The following is a 24,691-nucleotide window of genomic DNA, read 5'->3' as shown; positions in this document are numbered from 1 at the left end:
TTGAGCTATATAAATTTACCCTACTACATGACAATTTTTAGATATGTGATTATACTATCTATGTTGTTATTACTTTGTAATTGCAACAATATTCCAGAAGCATATTATGCAGAACCTGAATATATCAAAAGCCCATCACCAAAAGAAGCAGCTTATTTTAAGGCTTATGATGACGCGTTAAGCTTATGGGATACAGATGTTTATGAAATTTATGTTCCTACAACTTATGGAACAGCTCATGTAATAGTCAGTGGACCTAGCCGAGGCGAACCTGCTGTATTATTACATGGTATGGATGCTAGCTCTACTAGTTGGTATCCTAATGTAAATGCAATTTCAGAAGATTATAGAATTTATGCAATTGATCTACTCATAGAACCTGGAAAATCTAAAATGACCAAAGAACCAGAGTCTGTTGATGATTTAATTAATTGGTATCATGAAATTTTTGAGAAACTGAAACTTAAAGAAGTTTACTTAATAGGAGCTTCTCGTGGAGGTTGGATTGCAACCAATATTGCCTTAAAGAAAAAAATTAAAGTCAAGAAAATGGCATTGTTAAGTCCTGCGCAAACTTTTATGTGGATTCCTCCTAGTCAAGATTTAATTAAAAATATTGTTTATGCTTTATCTTCAGATGAAAAACGTATGCGTCAAGTTTTAAATACGATGTCTAAAAACGTTGATAATATAGATGAAGCCTATTTAAAGCAATATTATCTTGGTAATCAAGTAGATGTAAATAACAAGTTTGTAGCAAGTATGATGCCTTATTCTAAAAAAGAGTTATCTGCATTAGATATGCCTGTGTTAGTTTTAGTTGGTGATGATGATATGATAAACACCCCTAAAAGTATAGATATAGCAAAAGAGTCTATAAAAGATGCTGAAGGAGAAGTTATCTCACAAGCTGGACATTTTCTTTCTATAGATCAAGCTGAAATTGTTAATCAAATTATAATTGAATTCTTAAACAAGAATAATTAATTAAAGTTAGTTGTAACCTCTTTTTGTCTGATGATAATAGGAGGTACGTTAGTTCTATTTTTTTTGTTTATTGAGTTAGAACTAAAAAATAGTAAAAGGAAATTAATAACAATTAAGCTGATAAGTATAAGTGTAATAGTTAAAATCATTGGGACGATTTTTTAAATTATTATGAAGCAAAGATATAGCTTAATTTTAAAAAAGAAAGTATAAACATGATTTTTTACATTTTCAACATATTGATATACAAATATTTAATATTTGGTAACAATAAGGTAAGATTATTGCCATATTGATTTGTTTGTAACTAAAACACTGATAGTGTTGTCATGAAAACGGTAAATAAAATTAAAATAATAACTAAAGGAACAACAAACTTTAACCATTTATCATAACCTACTTTTACTACAGCTAATGATGCTAAAATTAATCCAGTAGGGTTTATGAAAGCAAATAAACCCATTCCGTATTGATAACAATTTACAATGATTTCTCTGCCAATGCCTACAGTATCTGCTAGAGGTGACATAATAGGCATTGTAAGTACCGCCATACCAGAAGAGCTTGGTATAAAGAAAGAAAGTCCACCATAAATAAATAACAACGCATTAGCAAAAACACCTTTATTCATTCCGTCAGTAATTGTGCTAGCATAGTATAACATCGTGTCGCTAATTAATCCATCATTCATAAGTACTGACACGCCTCTCGCTATACCAATGATTAATGCAACACCAAGTAAATCACTTGCGCCTTTTACAAAAGTTTCTACAAATTCTGTTTCTTTTATTTTTCCTATAAACCCTATCAATATAGCTCCAACAAGAAAAACAGTTGTCATTTCAAGAAACCACCATTCTAGCTGTGATACACCATAAATCATAACAATAAAACATAAAGAAAAGATTATAAGTATAATTCGTAATCTCGTTGTTAGTTTTAAAGTTTTTGCAGAAACAGATGTAGCAAACATAGCTTCAATTTGTTCCTTTTGATCATAAATAATGGACTTTGTAGGATCTTTTTTTACTCGACTTGCATATCTCAAAATATAAATAATACAAATAGTAATGCCTAGAGCAAGCATAACTATACGACCGGTTAATCCTGTTGTCCATGTAATACCAGCTGCGTCAGAGGCAATTATTGTGCTAAAAGGGTTAACTGTTGAGCACATAGTACCTATTGAAGAACCAATATAAATGGCTGCTAGAGGTACCATTGCATCATATTTAGCTGCTAAAAACATAGGAATTAAAATAGGGTAGAAAGCTATGGTTTCTTCGGCAAGACCAAAAGTTGTACCACCTAACGCTACTAAAGTTGTTACTAGAATAATCAATATATATTCATAGCCTTCTAGGGTTTTCGCTAACCACGTTATGCCAGCATCAAAAGCTCCTGTTATATTCATAATGCCTATGAGTCCGCCTATAATCAAAACAAGAAAAATAATGTCAGCGGCTTCAATAACTCCTTTTATAGGTGATTTAAAAAAATCAATAATATTTTGAGGTTGAGCGTTTACGTTTTTATACGTGTTAGGAATAGAAATTGGTTTCCAAATATCACCATTTGTAAATTTTTCAAGAGGAATGGTTATAGATAGATCATCTAATGTTTTTTGAGTTGCGGGCAAGGTTACTGTGCCGTCTTGTTTTGTACGCGTAAAATTATTACTATCATTATTGTAAACCAATGAGTCGTATTTGCCTGCAGGAACAACCCATGTTAGGAGTGCAACAAAAGCTGCTATGATAAGTAGAATTGTTTGTGCTGTTGGGAATTTAATTTTTTTCAAGTGCTATATTTTAATAAGAATAAAGATACTACTATTTTCGCTATAATAATTAACATGATTCGTATGTACGCTGCTATTGATGAAAGCTGGAAACCCTATTTACAAAAAGAATTTAATAAACCTTATTTTGAAGATTTGGTTTCTTTTGTGAAATCTGAATATAAACACCATGAATGTTTTCCTCCATGTGATGAAATATTTAATGCATTTACACATTGTTCCTTTCAGGATACAAAAGTAGTAATTATTGGGCAAGATCCTTATCATGGTGTTGGTCAAGCTCACGGACTCTGTTTTTCTGTTAATGATGGGATAGCTCATCCGCCATCTCTTGTGAATATTTTTAAAGAGATTGATCAAGATTTAAAGATTCCTTATCCTAAAAGTGGTAATTTAACAAGATGGGCTAATCAAGGAGTATTACTGCTTAATGCAACTTTGACTGTTCGCGCACATGAAGCGGGGAGTCATCAGCGTAAAGGTTGGGAACAATTTACCGATGAAGTGATAAAAATAATTAGTAATGAAAAAAAGGATGTAGTTTTTTTACTTTGGGGTGGATTTGCAAAAAAGAAGATTAAGCTAATTGATACTGAAAAACATTATGTATTAAATTCAGGGCATCCATCACCATTAAGTGCTAATAGAGGTTTTTGGTTTGGAAATAAGCATTTTAGTAAAACTAACTTCCTGTTGCAGCAAGCTGGGAAGAAACCGATTGTTTGGTAGGCTTATGTACAATTTTTAAATATTGATCATCAACTTTTTTGGTTGATTTTTTCGTTTTATTACAGCTAAATACAAGAAGAAAAAAATTTAATACAACAAGAGTTGCTAAAGTGATAGTGATAGTTAATAGCATAAATAATAAATTTTAAATTATTACTACTTTATCAAATATAACGTTTTTATGTCTTAAAATTGAATTTTTTATAAGAAACATCCTTCTTAGGTGTGAAATGTTGAATTTAACACAAAAACTTACAGCTTGACAACTAAATCGTTATAGGCGATTTTTTCTGATATTATATTAAGCGCAAATAATTGTTCTTGAACATTATTTATAGTTTTTTCGTCAATGACTTCTTGAGACCATTCTGTTAATGAAAGCCATTCTTTAACATCATCAATTTTTAAATTATAACGCTTTGCGATATCTACATCTATATTAGGTATTTCTTTAAACCTAGATGTGGTACTATTAATAATATTCAAAATTGTTTTAACAGCCTCTTTGTTTTCTTCTAAAAACTCATCTCTAACAGCTATTACAAAACATGGCCAAGGAGTTGGGCAATTACCTATACGTCTAAAAACCCCATTATCAACGATAGGCTTTGTCATGAATTTCTCCCACATAAAATAATCAGCTTCATTATTGGTTAATGCTTCAACAGCGCCATCAATATTTTTTACGACTTTAAAGTTTAAATCAGCATCTAAATTCCAGCCGTTATTTTGTGCATTAATGTAAGCCATAAGATGAGAGCCTGATCCGTAGCGGCTTATTGCTGCATTACTTCCCTGTAAGCTTTCAATAGTTTGATAGTGAGATGTATTTGCTACATGAATTCCCCAAATTAAAGGTGTTTGAACAAATGTTTGAATGATACTACTAGGATTTCCTCCTACGATATCTTTCACAATGCCTTCGGTAAGTATTACGGCTAAATCAATATCTTTATTGCGTAACGCTTTACACATATCTCCTGTACCACCAAAGTAGTCTTTCCAGCGAAGGTTTATACCTTCTTTTTTATATTCGCCATTTTTAAGCGTTAGATACCAAGCTAGATTAAAATGTTCAGGAACTCCGCCTATTTTTATTGTCTTCATAGTTATTCTTCTATCAATTTGTTAAGCGTGTAAGTAATTAAATTGTTTACAGTGGCTTTGGGATCGTTACTAAATTCCCCTGTTGCTCTATTAGCTATTATGGCATTCATAGATAATGCTTTGTGTCCTAACAAGCGTGACAATCCATATATTCCAGCGGTTTCCATTTCTAAATTAGTTATAGACATGCCATTATAATTAAAATTAGCAAGCTTATCATTCATAGCGTCATCTTGTATAGCTAATCTTAAAATACGACCTTGAGGTCCATAAAAACCAACATTTGTAGCTGTAAAACCAGTAACAGTTTTGCTTGAGCTAAATTGTTTTAAAAGATATTCATTACATGTTACAATGTAAGGTTTAGATTTTGAAGCAAACCAGTTAGTTTGCTCTATCAAAGCGTTAGCTATTTCATTGTGTTGCACATGCTCGCTGTCGTAAAAATGCAGTAAGCTATCAAAACCAGCAGCATATTCACTAATCAAAAAAGCATCAACAGGAATATTTTCCTGAATAGAACCAGAAGTCCCTATTCGAATAATATTTAGACTTTTTAAAGTGTCTTTTACTTCGCGAGTTTCAAAATTTATATTAGCCAATGCATCTAGTTCGTTAAAAACGATATCAATATTATCAGTGCCTATACCAGTTGATATTACTGTAATTCGTTTTCCTTTATAAAGTCCTGTTTGTGTATGAAATTCACGTTTTTGGGTTTGAAATTCTATACTATCAAAGTGTTGTGTAACACTAGAAACTCTATCTGGATCACCAACAGTAATGACTGTGTCTGCTAAATGTTCTGGTCTTAAATTAAGATGATAAATACTTCCATCAGGATTTAAAATTAGTTCTGAATCTTTAATTGGCATTTATCTGTGTTTTTATAAGTTTATTTTCTTTTTTACTGTATTGAAAATCTAATCTATTTACACCTCCAAAAAGTAGGTTGTTGCCAATTTCAGCAGCAAAATTATGTTTTTTATAAAGGGCTTCGTGGCCTTTTCTATTTAAACTTAATTGTTCGTCAGCTTCTGAAAAGAAAATAGATAGCTTATCAATAAGTCTATTTATTTGTGTGTCTCCAAACCCGTAATATCCTTGATAATTTAAGGTATAGCCTAATAAGTGATGTTTAGACCTTATGGGGTTGTCTTTTACTATTAATAAAATGTTTTCTTCTAAAATACTTAAGCCATTGTCTAAATTTGGAAACCTAGTAATATGGGCTTTTAGGCAGTTACTTAAATATTGAAAAGAGGATTTTTTTGTAATATATGGTTTCAATAAATTATGGTCTTTACCACAATACGTATCCCAAAGAGTTATTGCTAATTCAATATCATCATTATTAAGTAACACTTTATTTTTATAATGATAGAGTAGCTGCTCTGTAGTAAGTTCTCCTAAACCTTTTAAGTTTTTTTCGCCTTCAATTCTACCACTACAAACTAAATAAATAGGAAGTTGACATTTTTTTTGCTTTAGTAAGCTTATGACAGCAATCATATTTATATGGCAAAACAAATCATATTCAAACCAAAGAACAACTTCTTTATAATGATTGATATTATTAAGAATGTTAATTTCTTCTTTAAACTCTTGAACGTTCATTTCTATATCATAAAACGTGCTTAAAAAAGCTTTTCGTTTTAAAATAAATTCTTCAGAATCTATATTAGAAATTGTAGGACCTTCACAAAGCATTTCTTGCCATGTTAAAATATCTCCTACAATAGTAATTTCATTTAAATAATCTGTTAGACAGTTTCCGTTTGTAATGTGTAAAGTTTGTAAACTCATTATCCGCCTACACGTTTTACTTGAAATCCTTTTTCTTTAAGGATTGCCATAATTTTATCTCTATAATCTCCTTGAATAATGATTTTATCATCTTTAAAACTACCGCCAACGCTTAAACTTTTTTTTAGATCTTTGGCTAACTTTTTAAAGTCCTCGGTAGCACCTGTATAACCTTCTAAAATAGTAATTGGCTTTCCTTTTCGCTTTTCGTATTTACAAATAATAGGATCATCTTGCAGCCATAGGTCTTCTTCTAAATTTGATTCAGAATCTAATGATGGTTCTTCTGGTTTATGATCTGGAAATAAATTTTTTAACTGATCTTGTAAATCCATAATTGTAAGCGTCCTTACTTTTTAATTAATCCTAATTCAACAAGACGTTCGTGTAAAAACTCTCCAGCAGTTATATCATCATACTTTTTTGGGTTTTCGGCATCTATACAGCTTTCTAATACATCTAATTTCATATCACTTACTGGATGCATAAAAAATGGAATAGAATATCTAGATGTTCCCCAAAGCTCACGTGGTGGATTTATAACTCGGTGAATTGTAGATTTTAATTTATTGTTTGTATGTCTTGATAGCATATCACCAACATTTATCATTAATTCATCTGGCTCTGCAATAGCATCAATCCATTCTCCTTTATGATTTTGAACTTGAAGACCACGACCTTGAGCTCCCATTAATAGTGTGATTAAATTAATATCACCATGAGCAGCAGCACGAACAGCTTCTTTTGGCTCTTCTTGAATAGGTGGATAATGAATAGGTCTTAAAATTGAGTTTCCGTTATGAATGTAGTTGTCAAAATATGTTTCCTCTAATCCTAAATGTAATGCGAGTGCTCTTAAAACATATTTAGCTGTTTTTTCAAGCATTTTATATGCTTCTTTACCTGTTTCATTAAATTTTGGAAGTTCTTCAACTTCAACATTTGCAGGATATTCAGCTTCTAATTTTGGATTATCATCTACATATTGACCAAAATGCCAAAACTCTTTTAAATCGCCTTCTTTTTTTCCTTTAGCGCTTTCTTTACCAAAGGAAATATAACCGCGTTGTCCTCCAATTCCTGGAATTTCATATTTCTGTTTTGTTTCAACAGGTAAAGAAAAAAAGTTTTTTACTTCTGTATATAAATTATCAACTAGTGTATCGTCTAGAAAATGTCCTTTTAAAGCAACAAATCCAATTTCTTCATAGGCTTTACCTATTTCATCTACAAACTTCTGTTTTCTTACTGGATCTCCCGATGTGAAATCGTTTAAATTAACGCTTGGAATACTTGTCATTTTGTATGTGATTTAAATTGTATGTCTTACAAATGTACGAAAACATTATAAAGTTTTAATTACAATTTTAACGTATAACTTCTCCCAATTCTAAAAGACATTTTAATATATTTGACAAACTATATTTATGAGCACAACTGTAGCTATAACAAACCTTATGAACTATAAAACAAAAGACCTTGACGAAACCACACTGCGTCAACTATATAAAAACATGCTAAAACCAAGACTAATAGAGGAGAAGATGCTCATTTTATTACGTCAGGGAAAAATTTCTAAATGGTTTTCAGGAATTGGCCAAGAGGCTATTTCTGTTGGTGTTACAATGGCACTTCAATCAAGCGAATATATTTTACCAATGCATCGTAATTTAGGTGTGTTTACTACTAGAGAAATTCCCCTTTTTAGATTGTTTTGCCAATGGCAAGGAAAAGCAAGTGGTTTTACAAAAGGAAGAGATAGATCATTTCATTTTGGTACACAAGAATACAATATTGTAGGTATGATCTCTCATCTTGGTCCGCAATTAGGCGTAGCTGATGGTATTGCTTTAGCTAGTAAGCTAAAAAATAAAAACCAGGTTACTGCTGTTTTTACTGGAGAAGGCGGAACTAGTGAAGGTGATTTTCACGAAGCACTTAATGTTGCTTCTGTGTGGCAATTACCCGTTATGTTTTGTGTAGAGAATAATGGGTATGGCTTATCAACACCTACGAACGAGCAATACTATTGTAAAGATATAGCAGACCGAGGATTAGGGTATGGTATGGAATCTCATATCATAGATGGAAATAATATTATAGAGGTTTTTAGTAAGGTTAATGCGCTAGCAGAAAGTATCAGAAAGAATCCACGTCCTGTTTTATTAGAGTTTAAAACGTTTAGAATGCGTGGTCATGAAGAGGCTAGTGGTACAAAATATGTTCCTCAAGAATTAATGGATGAATGGGCAGCCAAAGATCCTATTGAAAACTACAGAAGCTATTTAAAATCTGAAAGCCTTTTAACAGACGAGCAAGATGAGGCTTTTCATGCGGAAATAAAGGCAGAAATAGATGCTGCTCTTGATGCAGCAAATGCTGAAGAGAAAATAAATCCTATTGAAACAAACGAATTAAGTGATGTTTATAAAGATTTTGATTATCAGAATTTTGATGAATTAAAAAACACACAAGAACTTCGTTTTATAGATGCTATTTCTGAAGGTTTAAAACAATCTATGGAACAGCATGATGATTTAGTTATCATGGGACAAGATATTGCCGAATATGGAGGCGTTTTTAAAATCACCGAAGGATTTGTTGAGAAGTTTGGTAAAGATCGTGTGCGTAATACACCTATTTGTGAGTCAGCGATTGTTGAAGCCGGAATGGGTTTGTCTATTGCTGGAATAAAAAGTGTTGTAGAAATGCAATTTGCAGATTTTGTTAGCTCTGGATTTAATCCGATAGTGAATTATTTAGCAAAATCTCATTATCGCTGGAGTCAAAACGCAGATGTTGTTGTAAGAATGCCTTGTGGTGCTGGTGTTGCTGCTGGACCATTTCATTCTCAAACTAATGAAGCTTGGTTTACAAAAACACCAGGATTAAAAGTTGTTTATCCTGCATTTCCTAAAGACGCAAAAGGTTTACTTGTTACAGCAATTAATGACCCTAATCCGGTATTATTTTTTGAGCATAAAGCATTATACAGAAGCATTCGTCAAGAAGTGCCAACAAACTACTATAGTATTCCGTTAGGTGAGGCAGCGCTTCTAAAAGAAGGTGCTGATGTCACTATTATCACTTATGGAGCAGGAGTACATTGGGCTTTGGAAACATTAGAAAACAACCCGAATATTCAAGCAGATCTTATTGATTTAAGATCCTTACAACCACTTGATACAAATGCTATTTACAACTCTGTAAAAAAGACAGGTAGGGCTATAATATTACAAGAAGACTCTATGTTTGGTGGAATAGCATCAGATATTTCAGCTTTAATCATGGAACATTGTTTTGAATATCTTGATGCACCTGTAAAGCGTGTTGCTAGTATGGAGACACCTATTCCGTTTATAAACCAATTAGAAGAGCAATATTTAGCTAAAAGCAAGTTTGAATCAGCTTTACAAGAACTATTGAACTATTAAAAGAAATTTGTTGTATTTTTCAGTTACTATGAAGAAGCAACAAATTTGTTTTTTAGCTATTATCCTAATTATGCTTAATGCTTGTAAAAAAGTAACCACTCATGATGATGTTGATATTAAAAAAACTCATGAGTGGAAAACACTTGAAGTTACAGCTACGGCATATAATTCTTTAACAAATCAAACCAATACAAATCCGCATATTACAGCTTTTGGTGATAGTTTGATTCCTGGAATGAAATACATTGCTGTTTCTAGAGATTTATTAGCGCTTGGGCTTCATCATAACACAAGTGTTTGTATTGAAGGTTTTGATGATATCTATCTAGTGAAAGATAAAATGCATTGGCGCTGGAAAAAACGCATAGATATTTATATGGGACTAGATGTAAAAGCAGCAAAAAATTGGGGGCGCAAAAAAGTGTTTATTCAATACCAGGTTCCAGTTGATACTTTAAAAATTATTAATGAATAAAAAAAGCCAACATATGTTGGCTTTTATGAATGACTAATTCAAATAAATTCTAATGTGCGTATCGTTTTATTCCTGTCCATAACACTTCTTGAGAATCGCTATTAGGCGTCAATAGTTTATTAAACTTGACTTGTTTTAGTTTTCCAAATGAATCTCTAGATAATTTAATAACGGCTTTCATGATGTGTGTTTTTTGATTGATTGATTTTTTTTTTTAATAATTAACGATAACGACGTTTGCTGTTCCAAGTGTGACTTTTAGTTGTTTGTAAAGTACTTGATAATTGATTGTTGTTTAAAGTTCTCATAATTTTGATTTTTAATGATTGATGTTATACCTAATAGACGACCAATTTTTATATTTGTTACAGTACTATGCATAACATAATACATATTTAACATATTTTAACATTTCAAAAGAAACACAATAATCTTTTAAAGTAGGTGAGTCCATTAAAATTTTAATAAAAAATTGGTGATTAAATTTTTAGGTACGATTTTTGTCAAACCTCATAAGAACATAATTCATTCTATGAAACAATTATTATTAATATTTACCATTTTAAGTGCCATATCAGTAAGTGCTCAAATTGATAATGGACAAGAATCAACTTCAATCCCAGCAATACAAAGTGAAGATGTAAATACTAATAATTCGTTTTCAATAAAGCCAAACACACCTAAAAAAGACGACTTCAATGGACTTTCAATCCCTAAAAGTAAACCTCTTAATACTGAAAGTGAAGGGTTTTCTATGTTTGGTGAAGACTTTGGTAACCCAGGAGAATTGTATGAAAAGAAAGTAACCAAGCATTTAGAAGGTGTTGAAGAAGAAGGTGGTTACAAACTTTATGGCAGTGAAGTAGATCAATATCTTGGTGATTATAAAACAAAGGCTTCAAAAGTAAATGTGGTTTATCGTGACTTTGGTGCTTTTGATGGTGATCGTGTTCGCGTATTTGTTAATGATGATGTTGTAAGACCAAGTGAGTTATTAAAACCAGGTTTTAGCGGTTTTAAATTAGATTTAGTTCCAGGTTTTAATAAAATTGATTTTTTAGCTTTAAACGAGGGCGAATCAAGTCCGAATACAGCAGAGTTACAGATTTTAGATGAAGAAGGAAAAGTAATCGCTTCTGGACGATGGAATCTATTAACAGGAGTAAAGGCTACTTTAATTGTTGTTAAAGAATAAATAGCATTCTAAAATGCTATCTCAATAACGTCACCTGGCTTCATTGAGCCTAATATAAAATCTCCAATTCTAACACGAACAAGGCGTAAGGTGGGAAATCCTGCAGCAGCCGTCATTTTTCTAACCTGCCTAAATTTACCTTCTCTCAAAACAATTTTAATCCATGATGTTGGCCCATGACGTTCGTCTCTAACAAAACGCTCTGGGACATTAGGGTGGTTTTCTAATTTTTCAACAGGACAAGGTTTTGTTTTGTATGGTTTACCGTTAACACTAATTTCTACGCCAAGTCCTAACTTGGTTATAGCGTCATTAGTAATTAATCCATCAACCATAACATAATACTCTTTTTCTACTTTTGAGCTCCTAATGTAATCACTTATTTTGCCATCAGTAGTAAGTAAAAGTAATCCTTCAGAAGGTTCATCTAGTCTTCCTATAGCCATAATGCCATCTGGAAAATCATATAATTCACCTAGTAACTTCTTGTTTTTTCGCTTGTTTTGGTTGTTTACAAACTGACTTAAATACCTATAAGGCTTATATATTTTATAATGCTTATGATGAGGCATAGCCTTGAAGTATTTTTAAAACCAATGCCTTAGTTAGTTCTTGCCCGTTAGCTTTTTTTCTTATATCGTCGTAGCTAAACCTGAAATCGCAACCATCTTTATAGGCACTACAACCGTAAGCGGTTTTTCCTTTTATTATGGTACCTTTTTTGCATTTAGGACAGCTATTCTCATCAGAAGTATCCAATTTTTGTTTTGCTGAAATTGTTTTTTTAGGTTCCAACTTTAGTTTAAAGTTATCATCAAAACGAAGCAAACCTTCAACAGAAGCCTCATTAACCTTAAATCCTTTTAGGTTTACAGTAGATCCTTTATCTAATAAGCGTTTGTATTGATTTTCTGATATTTTTTTTGAAGCATATTCAAAAGGTAAAACAAAATCACAATCTTTTCCATATAATGTGCAACCGTAAGCCGATTTTCCTTTTAATAATTGTCCTTTTTTGCATTTTGGACATGTTTTACCTACAATACCTTTTTTTGAAGTTTTTTTAGATGGTGATTTGCTGGCGTTGGCTGGTTTATTATTGGTGTAACTTAATTTAGCTTGAACCTTTTCTGTTCTAACTTCGTACACCAAATGGTCTACCATTTTTTTCATGTTATTGATAAATGCTACAGCGCTATATTCACCTTTTTCTATGTCTTTTAGTTGTTTTTCCCAAAGTCCTGTCAATTCTGCAGATTTTAATAATTCATTTTGAATTAAATCTATTAATTGAATACCGGTAACTGTTGGTAATACTTGTTTTTTATTACGTTTTATGTATTTACGTCTAAACAGCGTTTCAATAATATTGGCTCTAGTTGAAGGTCGTCCAATACCATTTTCTTTCATTAAATCACGTAACTCGTCATCATCTACTTGTTTACCAGCGGTTTCCATTGCACGCAATAAAGATGCTTCCGTAAATTGTTTTGGTGGCTTGGTTTCTTTTTCTAAAAATGAAGGCTCATGCGGACCTTTTTCGCCTTTCTCAAACGTAGGCAGAATACCAGTTTCTTTAGTTGGCTTATCTTTAGTTTCAAAAACAACACGCCAACCTTTTTCAAGTATTTCTTTACCAGTTGTTTTAAAGTTTACAGTTTCTGCTTTACCAATTACAGTTGTGTTTGAGACTTTACATTCTGGATAAAACACCGCTATAAAACGTTTGGTAATAATATCGTAAACCTGTTGTTGATTGTACTGCAAATTGGTTTGTACACCTGTTGGAATTATCGCATGGTGATCAGTTACTTTAGCATCGTCAAAAACCTTTTTAGATTTTTTAATTTTTTGACCTAAAAGTGGCTGAATTAATTGACTGTAATTAGTCAAGTTTTTTAATATTCCAGGTACTTTAGGATAAATATCGTTTGGAAGAAATGTAGTATCTACACGCGGATAGGTTACTACTTTCATTTCATATAACTTTTGAACTATTTTTAAGGTTTCTTCTGCCGAATAGCCAAATTTTGTATTGCAATAGACTTGTAAACCTGTTAAATCAAACAGTTTTGGTGCAAATTCATTTCCTTTCTTTTTGGTAATGCTTACAATTTCAAAATCGTGTTCTTTAACGATATTGGCTAATTTTTCGCCATCTTCCATTTTTAGAAAACGTCCTTCTTCGTAACTAAATAAGGTGTCACGATAAAGCGTTTGTAATTCCCAATAGGGTTGTGGTTTAAAGTTTTCTATTTCTTTCCAACGGTTAACAACCATGGCTAGCGTTGGTGTTTGCACACGACCAATAGATAAAACTTGTTTGTAACCACCATATTTTACGGTGTATAATCGGGTAGCATTCATTCCTAAAAGCCAATCGCCAATTGCTCTAGAAAACCCAGCATAGTATAAGTTATCGTATTTTGTGCTAGCTTCTAATTTTTCAAAACCTTCCTTTATGGCTTCTGTGGTAAGAGACGATATCCATAATCGTTTAACTTCACCTTTATAATTGGCTTGGTCTAAAACCCAACGTTGTATTAATTCTCCTTCCTGACCGGCATCACCGCAGTTTATAACAACATCGGCTTTATCAAATAAGGATTTTACTATTTTGAATTGTTTTTTAATGCCAGAATCGTTTGATACTTTAGTTTCAAACTTATCAGGTAACATGGGTAAGTTGTTTAAATCCCAACTTTTCCAATAGGGTTTATAATCGTTAGGTTCTTTTAGTGAGCATAAATGACCAAACGTGTAAGTTACCGCATAACCATTACCTTCAAAGTAGCCATCACGCTTGGTTTTGGCGCCTAAGACTTGAGCAATTTCTCTTGCTACACTTGGTTTTTCGGCTATACAGACTTTCACTTATTTAATTTGATTTTGGCTTGCAAAATAACATTTTTACAAAAAACAAGACGATGTATTTACAAGGAGTTATTAACGACATATGCTTTAATGATATCGTTTGAAATAGCACTATAAAATAATAGATGTTGTTAAAGTTTCAAAATTAAGTTTTAAACGACCATTGTTAAAAAAAAACAATTCAATTTATTTAAAAATAGTCTTTAAAAACTCAAGAAACATCTTATTTTTGCACATCGCAAAAAAATTATGAGTAGTACAATTTCATTATTAGAATTAGAAGACAGGAAAGTAGGTAAGGAGTTATATAGCTATCAAAAGGGGGCTATTAATAAAATTTTTAAAAGTTTTGAGGAGGCTCCTGAAGATTATCATTTATTATATCAATTACCAACAGGAGGTGGTAAAACCGTTATTTTCTCTGAAATTGTACGCCAATACTTAAAACTTCATAAAAAAAAGGTATTGGTAATGACGCATCGTATAGAATTATGTCGTCAAACCTCTAGTATGCTTACCGAGTTTGGTGTTGAAAACAAGGTTGTTAATAGTAAAGCAAACCTTGATGATCAAGCGCAATATAGCTGTTTTGTTGCTATGGTTGAGACTCTAAACAATCGTCTTAATGAAGATAAACTGGATATTTCTGATATTGGTTTAGTAATTATAGATGAGGCGCATTACAACTCATTCACAAAGCTTTTTAAGTTCTTTGAAAACGCTTTTATACTTGGTGTAACTGCAACACCATTGAGTTCAAATATCAAATTGCCTATGAAGGACAATTATGATGAGCTTATAGTAGGTGAGAGTATAGAATCGCTAATCAGCAATAAGTTTTTAGCAAAAGCTGAAATTTATTCATACAATGTAGGATTAACGTCATTAGTTGTTGGAGCAAATGGTGATTATACGGTAAAATCTTCTGAAGATTTATATACCAATAACGACATGCTTTCAAAGTTGGTTCAAGCTTATGAAGAGCGCTCTAAAGGAAAAAAGACATTAATTTTCAATAATGGTATTAATACATCTTTACATGTGTATGATACTTTTAGGGCTGCGGGATATCCTGTTGCGCATCTTGATAATACAAACACTAAAAAAGAACGTAAAGCCATCTTAAAATGGTTTAAAGAAACACCAGATGCTATTTTAACATCTGTAAGTATTTTAACCACAGGATTTGATGAGCCAACTGTTGAGTCTATCATACTAAACAGAGCTACAAAATCTCTAACGCTTTACTACCAAATGATAGGACGTGGTTCGCGTATTCTTAAAGACAAAGACTCTTTTACTGTAATTGATTTAGGAAATAACTTTCACCGTTTTGGTCCTTGGGGAGCTGTTTTAGATTGGCATCGTATTTTTAGATCTCCTAATTTTTATTTAGATGGTATTTTATCAGATGATGAAATAGAAGAGACTTTTAAATATGAAATGCCCGCTGATTTACGAGAGGAATTTTCAAATTCTGAAAATGTCTACTTTGATGTAAAGAAAACTTACATTGATGCCGTAAGAAGTGGTGAGTCTTCAAAAGTAGTTTTAGAGCGTTCTATAGAGCATCATGCAAAAATATGTATAGAAAACAGTGAAGATGTTTATGATGCACTAGATCTTTCTAAAAAATTAGGCGATGATATAGATTATCGTATTCAACGCTATACAAAGTGCATCAGTAAAAGTACTTTTAATTTTGTTGAGTGGCTAAAAGAAGACTATCGTAAAAAATTACGTGCGTATTTGCGTAATAATTTTGATGAAGTTTTTGAAGTAATTCATGGCAGACCTGCTGAATAGGTTTAAAATTAAAATTACCACCAAACAACAAAACATTTGTCAATAACACCATTAGGGTGTTTTATCCAGCAACATTCTGATAGTTGATTATTTTGTGCTGCATGCAACAAGGTAAAACACGCTGAATAAGACATCCAGTTTACATTTGTATGTGGTTTTATTAACCAATCTGCTTTATTTAGAATGTAAAATTTACAATGATGAAATTGTTCTAACTGTTTGGTTTTTATATAATAACCAACAATACAATCTTTATTTATAAGCGTTTCTGTTACTTCTTGTGTCCCTAAAGGCAAAAAAAGTTGTGCTTTAAAATACACGTACTGTTTTGTATTATTTACATGTAATTGTAAATTATTTAATGCCGTTTGAGTTTCTTTTCTGTATAATAACGGTAACTGTTTATCGCGTAATTTGGTTAATTTCTCAACCAAACTATCTTTTCTATTCGGGCCAATCCAGTGTTCTAAATAAGAATTTCCTACAGTATCGTCATAAATGTAAAATTTATATACAATCTCTACATGTATTGGATTTTCATGATTTAAAGCAAATAAATCTAATTCTCCTATAGTTCTATAATCATCTTGTATTTGTATGTTTTCAGCAAGTAACTTTATAGAATTATATTGTGATAATTCATTAAAAACAAAATGTTCAACACGTTTACCCAATCGTAAATTTTCAGGTAAGCTTCTACAAAATATTGTTGTAGGTATTTCTGGTAGTATTAATTGATGCAACTCAAATAAAGGGTTTTCATTCCAAAGTAATGGTGTTTGTAAATAGCCTTGATATTGTTGCTGTATTTTAGAACTTTTTTGCGTCATAAATAGCAAAGTAACACATAAAAAAAAGACTGCCCAAAAGCAGTCTTTTTAAAGTATTATTATTTTGATACAGCTTACTCATTTGATGCCATTAAGGCAAAAAACTTATTAATATTAGGGAGAATTACAATTCTTGTTCTTCTGTTTTTTGCTCTATTTTCTTTAGTATCATTTTCAGCGATAGGTTGATAAAAACTTCTACCAGATGCAATCAATTTTTCTGGAGCTACGTTATAATCATCTTGTAGTTTTCTAACTACAGATGTAGCACGAAGTACGCTTAAGTCCCAGTTGTCTGATACTTTTGTATTGTGAATACTTCTAGAATCAGTATGGCCTTCTACCATAACTTCTATACTAGGTTCAGAGTTTATAACATCAGCTAACTTCTGTAAAATATCATTAGCCTTGTTGCTTACACGGTAACTAGCTGTGTTAAATAACATTTTGTCAGAGATAGAAATCATTACTACTGTTTCGTCAATATTTATCGCGATATCTTCATCTTCATTTAAATCTGTTGTATTGATAGATTTACATAAGTTATGAGCAACAGCTAAATTCATCGAATCTTTTAAGCTTTTAGCCATTTGTAACTCATTAGGATCTACATGCTTTAATGTAGCATTCATTGATTCTCTAACATCATTAGAGATTACAATATCATCTCCAACAGTTACTATTTTAGCATTATTCTCTTCTGTAAGCGAGTTTATTTTAGAATTGTAGGTATCTATTCGTGATTGAATTTCATCAAATTTTGCCTCTAAATCTTCTTTGGCAACACGTGTTTTGGTAAGTTCACTTTTTATTTCACCATTTTCTTGCTGTAAAGCAACATATTTCTTTTTAGAAACACATGATGTGATTGATACTACGGTTAGTAAGGCAATTACTGTTTTTTTCATAATTGTTGTTAAGTTTTGGGTTTGTTATATGTACGGTCTCTAACAAGGTTATGGATTTTGTAATAGTAACATTAATATAATTTTAACATCTACAGCCTAACATATGTAGATACGAAACCTAAAAAGCGTTATATTTGTACTAATGAGAATATTAGCCTTTATATTATCTACTTATATACTAGCACTTAACTTTGCACCATGCGAAGACAGTGTGCTTGTTGATGATATAAAAACAGAAATATCTCAACATGCAGATTTAGACCATGAACACAATGATGTTTCAGATATGTGTTCTCCTTTTTGTCAATGTCACTGCTGCCATATACACGTAACAAATACTGCTAAAACGAGTTACGTTTTAATAACAAACAATATTCCAAGACACCTATTACTACATCATAAAGGTGTTGAAAAAGACTTTAAAGTTTCTATTTTACAGCCACCACGGGTTTAATTTACGTTTTCGCGATATACGCTATGTATATCGCAACATATCCCTTTTAAGATCTTAAAAGGGTATTTCTTATATGTTTATTTTTTAAACCCATTTACTTATGATTAATAAAATCATTGATTTTTCAATCAATAATAAATTTATTATTGGCTTGTTTACACTAGCCATTTTAATAGCAGGAATATGGAGCATGAAAGAAGTTCCTATAGATGCTGTTCCAGATATAACAAATAACCAAGTTCAGGTTATTACACAAGCTCCAAATTTAGGAACTGAAGAAATAGAAAAATTTGTTACATACCCTGTAGAATTAGCCATGAGCAACCTACCTGATGTATTAGAAATTCGTTCTATTTCTCGTTTTGGCTTATCCGTTGTAACAATAGTTTTTAAAGATGATATTGGCGCTTATTTACCAAGACAATTAGTTTCTGAAAAGTTATCAGAAATACAAGAGCAAATCCCAGAAGGTTTTGGAAAACCAACCATGGGCCCAATTTCTACAGGACTTGGTGAGATCTATCAATATACTTTAGAAGTTGATGATGCTTACAGAGATACATACAATGCCACAAAACTACGCTCAATACAAGATTGGATTGTTCGTAGGCAAATGGCTATGGTACCTGGTGTTGTTGAAGTTAATGCCTTTGGCGGAAGTATTAAGCAATTTGAAATAGCAATAAAACCAAACAGGTTACAAGCTATGAATGTCACCATTGCTGAAGTTTTTAAAGCAATTGAAAATAACAATGAAAATACGGGTGGTGCTTATATAGAAAAAAATCATCAAGCTAATTTTATAAGAGGTGATGGTTTGGCAAAAACCACTGACGATATTAATAACATTGTTATAAAAAACATCAACAATATCCCTATTAGAGTAAAAGATATTGCTCAAGTAAAAATAGGACAAGCCGTAAGATATGGCGCCTTAACAAAAGACGGAAAAGGTGAAGCTGTTGGTGGTATGGTTTTAATGCTGAAAGGAGCTAATTCAGATCGTGTTATTAACGAAGTCAAAACGCGTATTTCAGAAATACAAAAGTCATTACCTAAAGGTGTTACCATCAAACCATTTTTAGACAGAAGCCTCTTGATTAATAAAACAACAGGAACGGTAACATCTAATTTATTAGAAGGTGGTCTCATTGTTATTTTTGTGCTGGTATTACTTTTAGGAAATTGGCGAGGCGGACTTATAGTGGCATCTACCATACCGTTATCCTTACTTTTTGCGTTTATTCTTATGAATGTTTTTGGCGTTTGGGCCAACTTAATGAGCCTTGGTGCTATAGACTTTGGTATTATAGTAGATGGTGCTGTAATTATTGTAGAAAGCACGGTCTTTCTAATTTCAACACAAATACTTAAAGATAAGAAACTCACTAATAAAACGAGAGATAAACTAACAGCTTCAGCTTCAAAAAAAATGATGAATGCTGCTTTTTTTGGTCAGCTTATTATTCTGATAGTTTTTATACCAATATTGGCTTTAGAAGGTGTTGAAGGTAAAATGTTTCAGCCTATGGCTTTAACGTTCATTTTCGCCATGATTGGTGCTATGATACTTTGTGTTACTTATGTTCCTATGATATGTACGGTGTTTTTAAGGGCGCCAAAAACACAAAAACTATCTTTTGGTGATCGTATAGTAAATCGTGTTGAAAACGTTTATGAAGGCATATTAATTAAAACCTTAAAAAAAGGTAAATATGTTGTCATCGTTGCTCTAGCACTTTTTGCAACATCAGTTTTTGTTTTCTCTAAAATGGGTGGTGAGTTTATTCCACAGTTAGACGAAGGTGATATTGCGTTTCATGCCATTTTAAAACCAGGAAGTTCACTAACAGAAACTATAGAAACCACAACAAAAATTGAACAAATTGTAAAAGCTAATTTCCCAGAAGTTGAAACAATCATTAGTAGAATAGGAGTTGCTGATGTGCCAACCGATCCTATGCCAATGGATATTGCCGACATTTTTGTTATTTTAAAACCTATTTCACAATGGACTTCAGCAAGTACAAAAGAAGGATTAATTGAAAAAATAAAATCTGATTTACGTATTGTTCCTGGTGTAAATTTTGAATTCACACAGCCTATAGAAATGCGCTTTAATGAATTACTTACAGGCGTTCGTGAAGATGTAGCAATAAAGCTATTTGGTGATGATTTAAACATGCTTGCTGCAAAAGCTGAAGAAATAGGCAAACTTATAGCAAATGTTGATGGTGTTGCTGATATGAAAGTAGAAGCTACAGTTGGTCAACCACAAATTGTTATAAATTACAACCGAAATAAATTAGCGCAATATGGACTAAAAATAAATGATTTAAACCATACTGTTCAGGCAGCATTTGCAGGAGGTAAAGCAGGTGTAATATTTGAAGGTGAAAAACGATTTGATATTGTAGTAAGGTTAGAGGCTACGCATAGAAATGATATAAATGATGTAAAATCGTTACTTATTAATATTCCGTCTGGTGTACAAATTCCGCTTCGTGAAGTTGCTGATATAAGCTACCAACCTGGACCAATGCAAATAAGTCGTGATAACACCAACAGACGTACTTATGTAGGGATTAATATTCGAGATAGAGACGTTAAATCTGTTGTTACTGACATTCAAGAGATTTTAAATGAAAATTTAAAGCTTCCTGCGGGTTACTTTTTAAAATATGGTGGTGCTTTTGAAAACCTTGAAAGAGCTAGCGAACGCTTAAAAGTAGTTGTGCCTCTAGCATTAGTGTTAATCTTTATACTCATTTATTTTGCTTTAAAATCAGTATCGCAAACTATTATCATTTATGTGGCTATTCCTATGGCTACTATTGGAGGTATTATAGCTTTATGGTTTAGAGATATGCCGTTTAGTATTTCTGCTGGTGTTGGTTTTATAGTGCTTTTTGGTGTTGCTGTACTAAATGGTCTTGTAATGATTAGCGGCTTAAATGAACTCAAAGCTGAAGGCGTTACAAGTTTAAATGATAGAATCATACAAGGAACTAAAAGACGTATAAGGCCTATCATGCTTACTGCTTTTACAGATATTTTAGGGTTTTTGCCTATGGCAATTTCTACTAGTGCAGGTGCTGAAGTTCAACGTCCATTAGCTACAGTGGTTATTGGTGGACTATTAACAGCCACATTACTCACTTTATTTGTATTACCTATTTTATATCATTGGTCAGAAACAAAAACGCTTTCTTTTAAATTACCTAAAAAAGCTACCGCATTACTTGTTTTGATAGCTTTTTGTGCCATGCCTGTAACCACTGTTTTTGCTCAAACAAATCAAGAACCATTACAGGAATTATCTATTGATGAAGCGGTAGCGTTAGCAAACAAAAATTACCCATTATTAAAACAAAAACAATTAGAGGTAAAAAAACAACAAGCATTAAAAAGCACGGTTGTAGATTTAGGCACAACAAGTATTTTTACTAGTGGCGAAGAGATAAATGAGAATAATGCTGTTTATACAACTATAGGGTTTGGTCAATCTAATATTGATATTTTTGGAATAGCTCCCAAAAGAAAATTACAAAGCAAACGTATACAACTCGCCGAAAACAAGTATTCACTTTCGCAATTACAAGTAGAAAAAGAAGTAAAAGAAGCTTGGGTAAACGTATTCAGCTCTAAAAGAATGTATAATTTATATACAGAGCTTGATAGTATTTATTCGCATTTTAAAACTGCTGTAAAACTCAATTATGATGTCGAGGCTATCTCAAGACTAGAATATTTAGCAGCAAATAATCAAGCATTACAAATAGCTAATAAGAAGCAACAATATGAATCAGATTATCTTATAAACCTTCAAAAGTTTAATCTTTGGATAAGCTCTGGTTCTGACAACTTATTTACATCGGCATCTACGATAGATATTCCTATGATAGATTTAGAAAACACCAATATGCTTGCGCATCCAGAATATGTATTAGCCGAGTCACAACAGGCGGAAGCGCTTGAAAGCTATAAGGTTGCCAAAGCTAACTATTTACCAAAGTTTAGCTTTCAAGGTGGTTTACAACAAGTAAATGGTAATAGTGGTTTTTACAGTTACCAAGCAGGAATATCTATTCCTTTGCTATCAGGAACTCAAAAAGCCAAAATAAAATCGGCTAGAGTTAATAAAGAAATAGCCGAAATAAAAACCCAATATAAACAGCGTGAGTTACAAGCATTGTATCAGCAAACAAAACGTGCATACACAACTTGGAAAAACGCTTGGGAATTCTATAAAACAAGTGTATTGCCGTATACCAAAGAACAACGAAAAGGAGCTTTGCTAGCCTACAAAGAAGGTGCTTTAAATTATACTGGATTTACCCAAATAATGGAAGACACGCTGCAAAGCGAAGTTGAAGCTCAACAAGCTTTTACGCAATACATGATCTATACATTCAAACTTCAATATTTTAAAAAATAATCATATGAAACATTATAAAATTTTATTCATCACATTGCTTATCGTATCTAGCATAGTTTCTTGTAAGCAAACCACAAGCGTTCAAGAAAATAAAGAAACATCAAGTGAAGCTCATGAGGATGACCATGCAGAAGGTGTTGAACTTACCAAACAGCAATTTGATGCCTTACAAATGACTATAGATACGCTTTCAGAAAAAACAATGAGTGGTTATGTTGAAGCAAACGGACAACTTGAAGTACCTCCACAAAATGAAGCAACGGTTACAGCAACCATAGGTGCTAATGTGGCTTCTATAAATGTTATTGAGGGCGATAAGGTTAGTAAAAACCAAGTGCTTGCTTATTTATCTCATCCGGATATTATAAGTATACAAACGCAATATTTAAGCGCTTATAATAACATGGTATTTTTAGAAAAAGACTATTTAAGACAGAAAAAACTTTACAATGAAGGCGTTGCTTCTGGAATGAGTTTTCAAGAAGCTGAAGCAAAGTACATAAGTGCTAAAACATTAGCGGCAGGTTTAGAGTCTCAATTACAGTTACTTAATTTAAGTGCGAAAGGCATTCAAAAAGGAACTATCTATCAAAAAGTAGCGTTAAAAAGCCCAATTGACGGCTATGTTCAAAAAGTAGAAGTAAAAACAGGACAATTTGTTGATCCGCAAACAGAACTTTTTGAAATTGTTGATACGCATCATGTGCATGCAGATTTAATGGTTTTTGAAAAAGATGTGGCCTTGGTAAAGAAAGGACAAACGGTTCGTTTTCAAATTCAAACACAACCTGATAAAGATATTGAAGCCACTATTTATTCTATAGGAAAAACATTTGAAGATGGTCCTAAAGCTGTTCATGTACATGCTGAAATTGAAAATAAATCAGGAAACTTAATTCCTGGAATGTATATTCAAGGACAAATAGAAACATCAGCAAAAAAACAATGGGCTTTACCTGAAAGCGCTTTAGTAAAAGAAGGGGATTCTTTTTATGTATTTCAAGCCACGCAAGAAGGTGAATCGTGGCATTTTAACCAAATACCCGTGACAACAGGAACAACCAACAACGGTTGGATGGCTATTAATTTTTTAGAACCCATAGCACCTAATACATTATTTGCAACAAACAACGCCTATTATTTATTAGCTGAAAAAAATAAATCTGAAGCAGAACATACGCATTAAAGCATGTAATACATAGATAACTTTATATATAAAGCGTCACAAAAATAATGTGGCGCTTTTGTATTACACATATTTGGTGGATTTACTTCTATCTTTTATAGGATCTGTATGACTAATAAACGTCATAAAAAGATATAATGATAGTATATGACAAATGATAATTAGAGCGGTAAATGTATTTGTAAAATGAAAAAACTCATTAATAGGAGATAAGGCTACTTGAAAAAAATTAAGAACGCCTGATATTAACAACAACACAGCACTATCGTATTGATCATTTATATAAATAAGTGCAAAAATAAGTGTGTAAATTAAAAGACTTAATGTGGTTGTTAATGTAAAAATCAATTGTCCTTCTGGTATAAAATCTATAAGCAAATCAAGTACGGCATAAACTAAATACCCTAACAACAAAAAACACAACAATACCGAAACGGAAAACATCTTATTGGCTTGCCATTTAGACATATAAGGTTTCACTATAATAATGTTAAGTATAAAATACAAGGTAATACAAATCAAAATACCCAAATAGCATTCTGTAAAATAGTTAAATGATAATATGTCTGAAACCAATATAATAAGTAAGGCTATCAAAAACGTTTTATTCACTTTTAAATCGTGCTTTTTACAAACTAAAACATGTTTATACCCGATAGCA

21 protein-coding genes are annotated in these 24,691 nt (G+C 32.0%); 9 read left to right on the top strand and 12 right to left on the bottom strand.

Annotated features, from left to right (window positions below; translation table 11 throughout):
* Nucleotides 1-27: 27 nt before the first annotated feature.
* On the top strand, nucleotides 28-987 hold the full coding sequence (locus tag ABD690_RS11065; RefSeq protein WP_344730542.1) for an alpha/beta fold hydrolase: 960 nt from the start codon (nucleotides 28-30) through the stop codon (nucleotides 985-987).
* A 307-nt stretch (nucleotides 988-1,294) separates the two neighbouring features.
* Here the strand turns inward: ABD690_RS11065 and ABD690_RS11060 are convergent, their stop codons facing one another.
* Nucleotides 1,295-2,788: a YfcC family protein gene (locus ABD690_RS11060; protein ID WP_344730540.1), complete on the bottom strand. Its 1,494-nt coding sequence runs from the start codon at nucleotides 2,786-2,788 to the stop codon at nucleotides 1,295-1,297.
* Nucleotides 2,789-2,851: 63 nt separating this feature from the next.
* Between ABD690_RS11060 and ABD690_RS11055 the strand changes: the two genes are divergently transcribed.
* On the top strand, nucleotides 2,852-3,517 hold the full coding sequence (locus ABD690_RS11055; RefSeq protein WP_344730538.1) for a uracil-DNA glycosylase: 666 nt from the start codon (nucleotides 2,852-2,854) through the stop codon (nucleotides 3,515-3,517).
* 252 nt (nucleotides 3,518-3,769) lie between these two features.
* Here the strand turns inward: ABD690_RS11055 and ABD690_RS11050 are convergent, their stop codons facing one another.
* The 5 genes from ABD690_RS11050 to ABD690_RS11030 are packed head-to-tail and all read right to left on the bottom strand — an operon-like array spanning nucleotide 3,770 to nucleotide 7,730.
* The gene (locus ABD690_RS11050; RefSeq protein ID WP_344730536.1) at nucleotides 3,770-4,624 is read right to left on the bottom strand and encodes a substrate-binding domain-containing protein; all 855 of its coding nucleotides are present in this window, start codon (nucleotides 4,622-4,624) and stop codon (nucleotides 3,770-3,772) included.
* Between the two features lie 2 nt (nucleotides 4,625-4,626).
* Nucleotides 4,627-5,499 carry a nucleoside phosphorylase gene (locus tag ABD690_RS11045; RefSeq protein ID WP_344730534.1) on the bottom strand — a complete coding sequence of 291 codons (873 nt, stop codon included), beginning with the start codon at nucleotides 5,497-5,499 and terminating at the stop codon, nucleotides 4,627-4,629.
* On the bottom strand, nucleotides 5,489-6,430 hold the full coding sequence (locus ABD690_RS11040; protein ID WP_344730532.1) for a DUF1835 domain-containing protein: 942 nt from the start codon (nucleotides 6,428-6,430) through the stop codon (nucleotides 5,489-5,491). Before ABD690_RS11040 ends, ABD690_RS11045 begins: the two co-directional genes overlap by 11 nt.
* Nucleotides 6,430-6,765: a translation initiation factor gene (locus ABD690_RS11035; RefSeq protein WP_344730530.1), complete on the bottom strand. Its 336-nt coding sequence runs from the start codon at nucleotides 6,763-6,765 to the stop codon at nucleotides 6,430-6,432. Before ABD690_RS11035 ends, ABD690_RS11040 begins: the two co-directional genes overlap by 1 nt.
* A 14-nt stretch (nucleotides 6,766-6,779) precedes the next feature.
* Nucleotides 6,780-7,730 carry an isopenicillin N synthase family dioxygenase gene (locus tag ABD690_RS11030; RefSeq protein ID WP_344730528.1) on the bottom strand — a complete coding sequence of 317 codons (951 nt, stop codon included), beginning with the start codon at nucleotides 7,728-7,730 and terminating at the stop codon, nucleotides 6,780-6,782.
* A 157-nt stretch (nucleotides 7,731-7,887) separates the two neighbouring features.
* On the opposite strand from ABD690_RS11030, the gene ABD690_RS11025 reads away from it, so the two are divergent.
* A complete protein-coding gene (locus tag ABD690_RS11025; protein ID WP_344730712.1) occupies nucleotides 7,888-9,864 on the top strand; it encodes an alpha-ketoacid dehydrogenase subunit alpha/beta in 1,977 nt (658 codons plus the stop codon).
* 28 nt (nucleotides 9,865-9,892) lie between these two features.
* Entirely contained in the window at nucleotides 9,893-10,339 is a 447-nt protein-coding gene (locus ABD690_RS11020; RefSeq protein ID WP_344730526.1) for a 3D domain-containing protein, read from the top strand.
* A 49-nt stretch (nucleotides 10,340-10,388) separates the two neighbouring features.
* Here the strand turns inward: ABD690_RS11020 and ABD690_RS11015 are convergent, their stop codons facing one another.
* Entirely contained in the window at nucleotides 10,389-10,520 is a 132-nt protein-coding gene (locus ABD690_RS11015) for a hypothetical protein (RefSeq protein ID WP_344730524.1), read from the bottom strand.
* A gap of 351 nt (nucleotides 10,521-10,871) precedes the next feature.
* Here ABD690_RS11015 and ABD690_RS11010 point away from each other — a divergent pair, with 351 nt between their 5' ends.
* Nucleotides 10,872-11,534, top strand: a complete 663-nt coding sequence (locus ABD690_RS11010; protein WP_344730522.1) for a hypothetical protein — start codon at nucleotides 10,872-10,874, stop codon at nucleotides 11,532-11,534.
* An 8-nt stretch (nucleotides 11,535-11,542) separates the two neighbouring features.
* Here ABD690_RS11010 and ABD690_RS11005 read toward each other — a convergent pair whose 3' ends face one another.
* Complete coding sequence (locus ABD690_RS11005; RefSeq protein WP_344730520.1) at nucleotides 11,543-12,106, bottom strand: pseudouridine synthase; 564 nt, start codon at nucleotides 12,104-12,106, stop codon at nucleotides 11,543-11,545.
* Nucleotides 12,093-14,408, bottom strand: a complete 2,316-nt coding sequence (locus tag ABD690_RS11000) for a type IA DNA topoisomerase (protein ID WP_344730517.1) — start codon at nucleotides 14,406-14,408, stop codon at nucleotides 12,093-12,095. Before ABD690_RS11000 ends, ABD690_RS11005 begins: the two co-directional genes overlap by 14 nt.
* Before the next feature lie 249 nt (nucleotides 14,409-14,657).
* Between ABD690_RS11000 and ABD690_RS10995 the strand changes: the two genes are divergently transcribed.
* Nucleotides 14,658-16,214: a DEAD/DEAH box helicase gene (locus tag ABD690_RS10995; protein WP_344730515.1), complete on the top strand. Its 1,557-nt coding sequence runs from the start codon at nucleotides 14,658-14,660 to the stop codon at nucleotides 16,212-16,214.
* A gap of 14 nt (nucleotides 16,215-16,228) precedes the next feature.
* Here the strand turns inward: ABD690_RS10995 and ABD690_RS10990 are convergent, their stop codons facing one another.
* Complete coding sequence (locus ABD690_RS10990; protein ID WP_344730513.1) at nucleotides 16,229-17,044, bottom strand: DUF1853 family protein; 816 nt, start codon at nucleotides 17,042-17,044, stop codon at nucleotides 16,229-16,231.
* A 74-nt stretch (nucleotides 17,045-17,118) separates the two neighbouring features.
* A complete protein-coding gene (locus ABD690_RS10985; protein ID WP_344730511.1) occupies nucleotides 17,119-17,952 on the bottom strand; it encodes an OmpA/MotB family protein in 834 nt (277 codons plus the stop codon).
* 142 nt (nucleotides 17,953-18,094) lie between these two features.
* Between ABD690_RS10985 and ABD690_RS10980 the strand changes: the two genes are divergently transcribed.
* From ABD690_RS10980 to ABD690_RS10970, 3 genes are all read left to right on the top strand, one after another.
* Nucleotides 18,095-18,406: a DUF6660 family protein gene (locus ABD690_RS10980; RefSeq protein WP_344730509.1), complete on the top strand. Its 312-nt coding sequence runs from the start codon at nucleotides 18,095-18,097 to the stop codon at nucleotides 18,404-18,406.
* A gap of 100 nt (nucleotides 18,407-18,506) precedes the next feature.
* Nucleotides 18,507-22,844 carry a CusA/CzcA family heavy metal efflux RND transporter gene (locus ABD690_RS10975; RefSeq protein ID WP_344730507.1) on the top strand — a complete coding sequence of 1,446 codons (4,338 nt, stop codon included), beginning with the start codon at nucleotides 18,507-18,509 and terminating at the stop codon, nucleotides 22,842-22,844.
* Between the two features lie 4 nt (nucleotides 22,845-22,848).
* Entirely contained in the window at nucleotides 22,849-24,030 is a 1,182-nt protein-coding gene (locus ABD690_RS10970; protein ID WP_344730505.1) for an efflux RND transporter periplasmic adaptor subunit, read from the top strand.
* A 63-nt stretch (nucleotides 24,031-24,093) separates the two neighbouring features.
* Here ABD690_RS10970 and ABD690_RS10965 read toward each other — a convergent pair whose 3' ends face one another.
* A complete protein-coding gene (locus tag ABD690_RS10965) occupies nucleotides 24,094-24,498 on the bottom strand; it encodes a hypothetical protein (protein WP_344730503.1) in 405 nt (134 codons plus the stop codon).
* Between the last annotated feature and the right edge of the window lie 193 nt (nucleotides 24,499-24,691).

Origin of the sequence: Corallibacter vietnamensis (assembly GCF_039537875.1) — a bacterium.
GTDB lineage: Bacteria > Bacteroidota > Bacteroidia > Flavobacteriales > Flavobacteriaceae > Corallibacter > Corallibacter vietnamensis.
The sequence above is the reverse complement of the archived record's forward strand: the minus strand, read 5'-3'. Positions and strand labels throughout refer to the sequence as shown.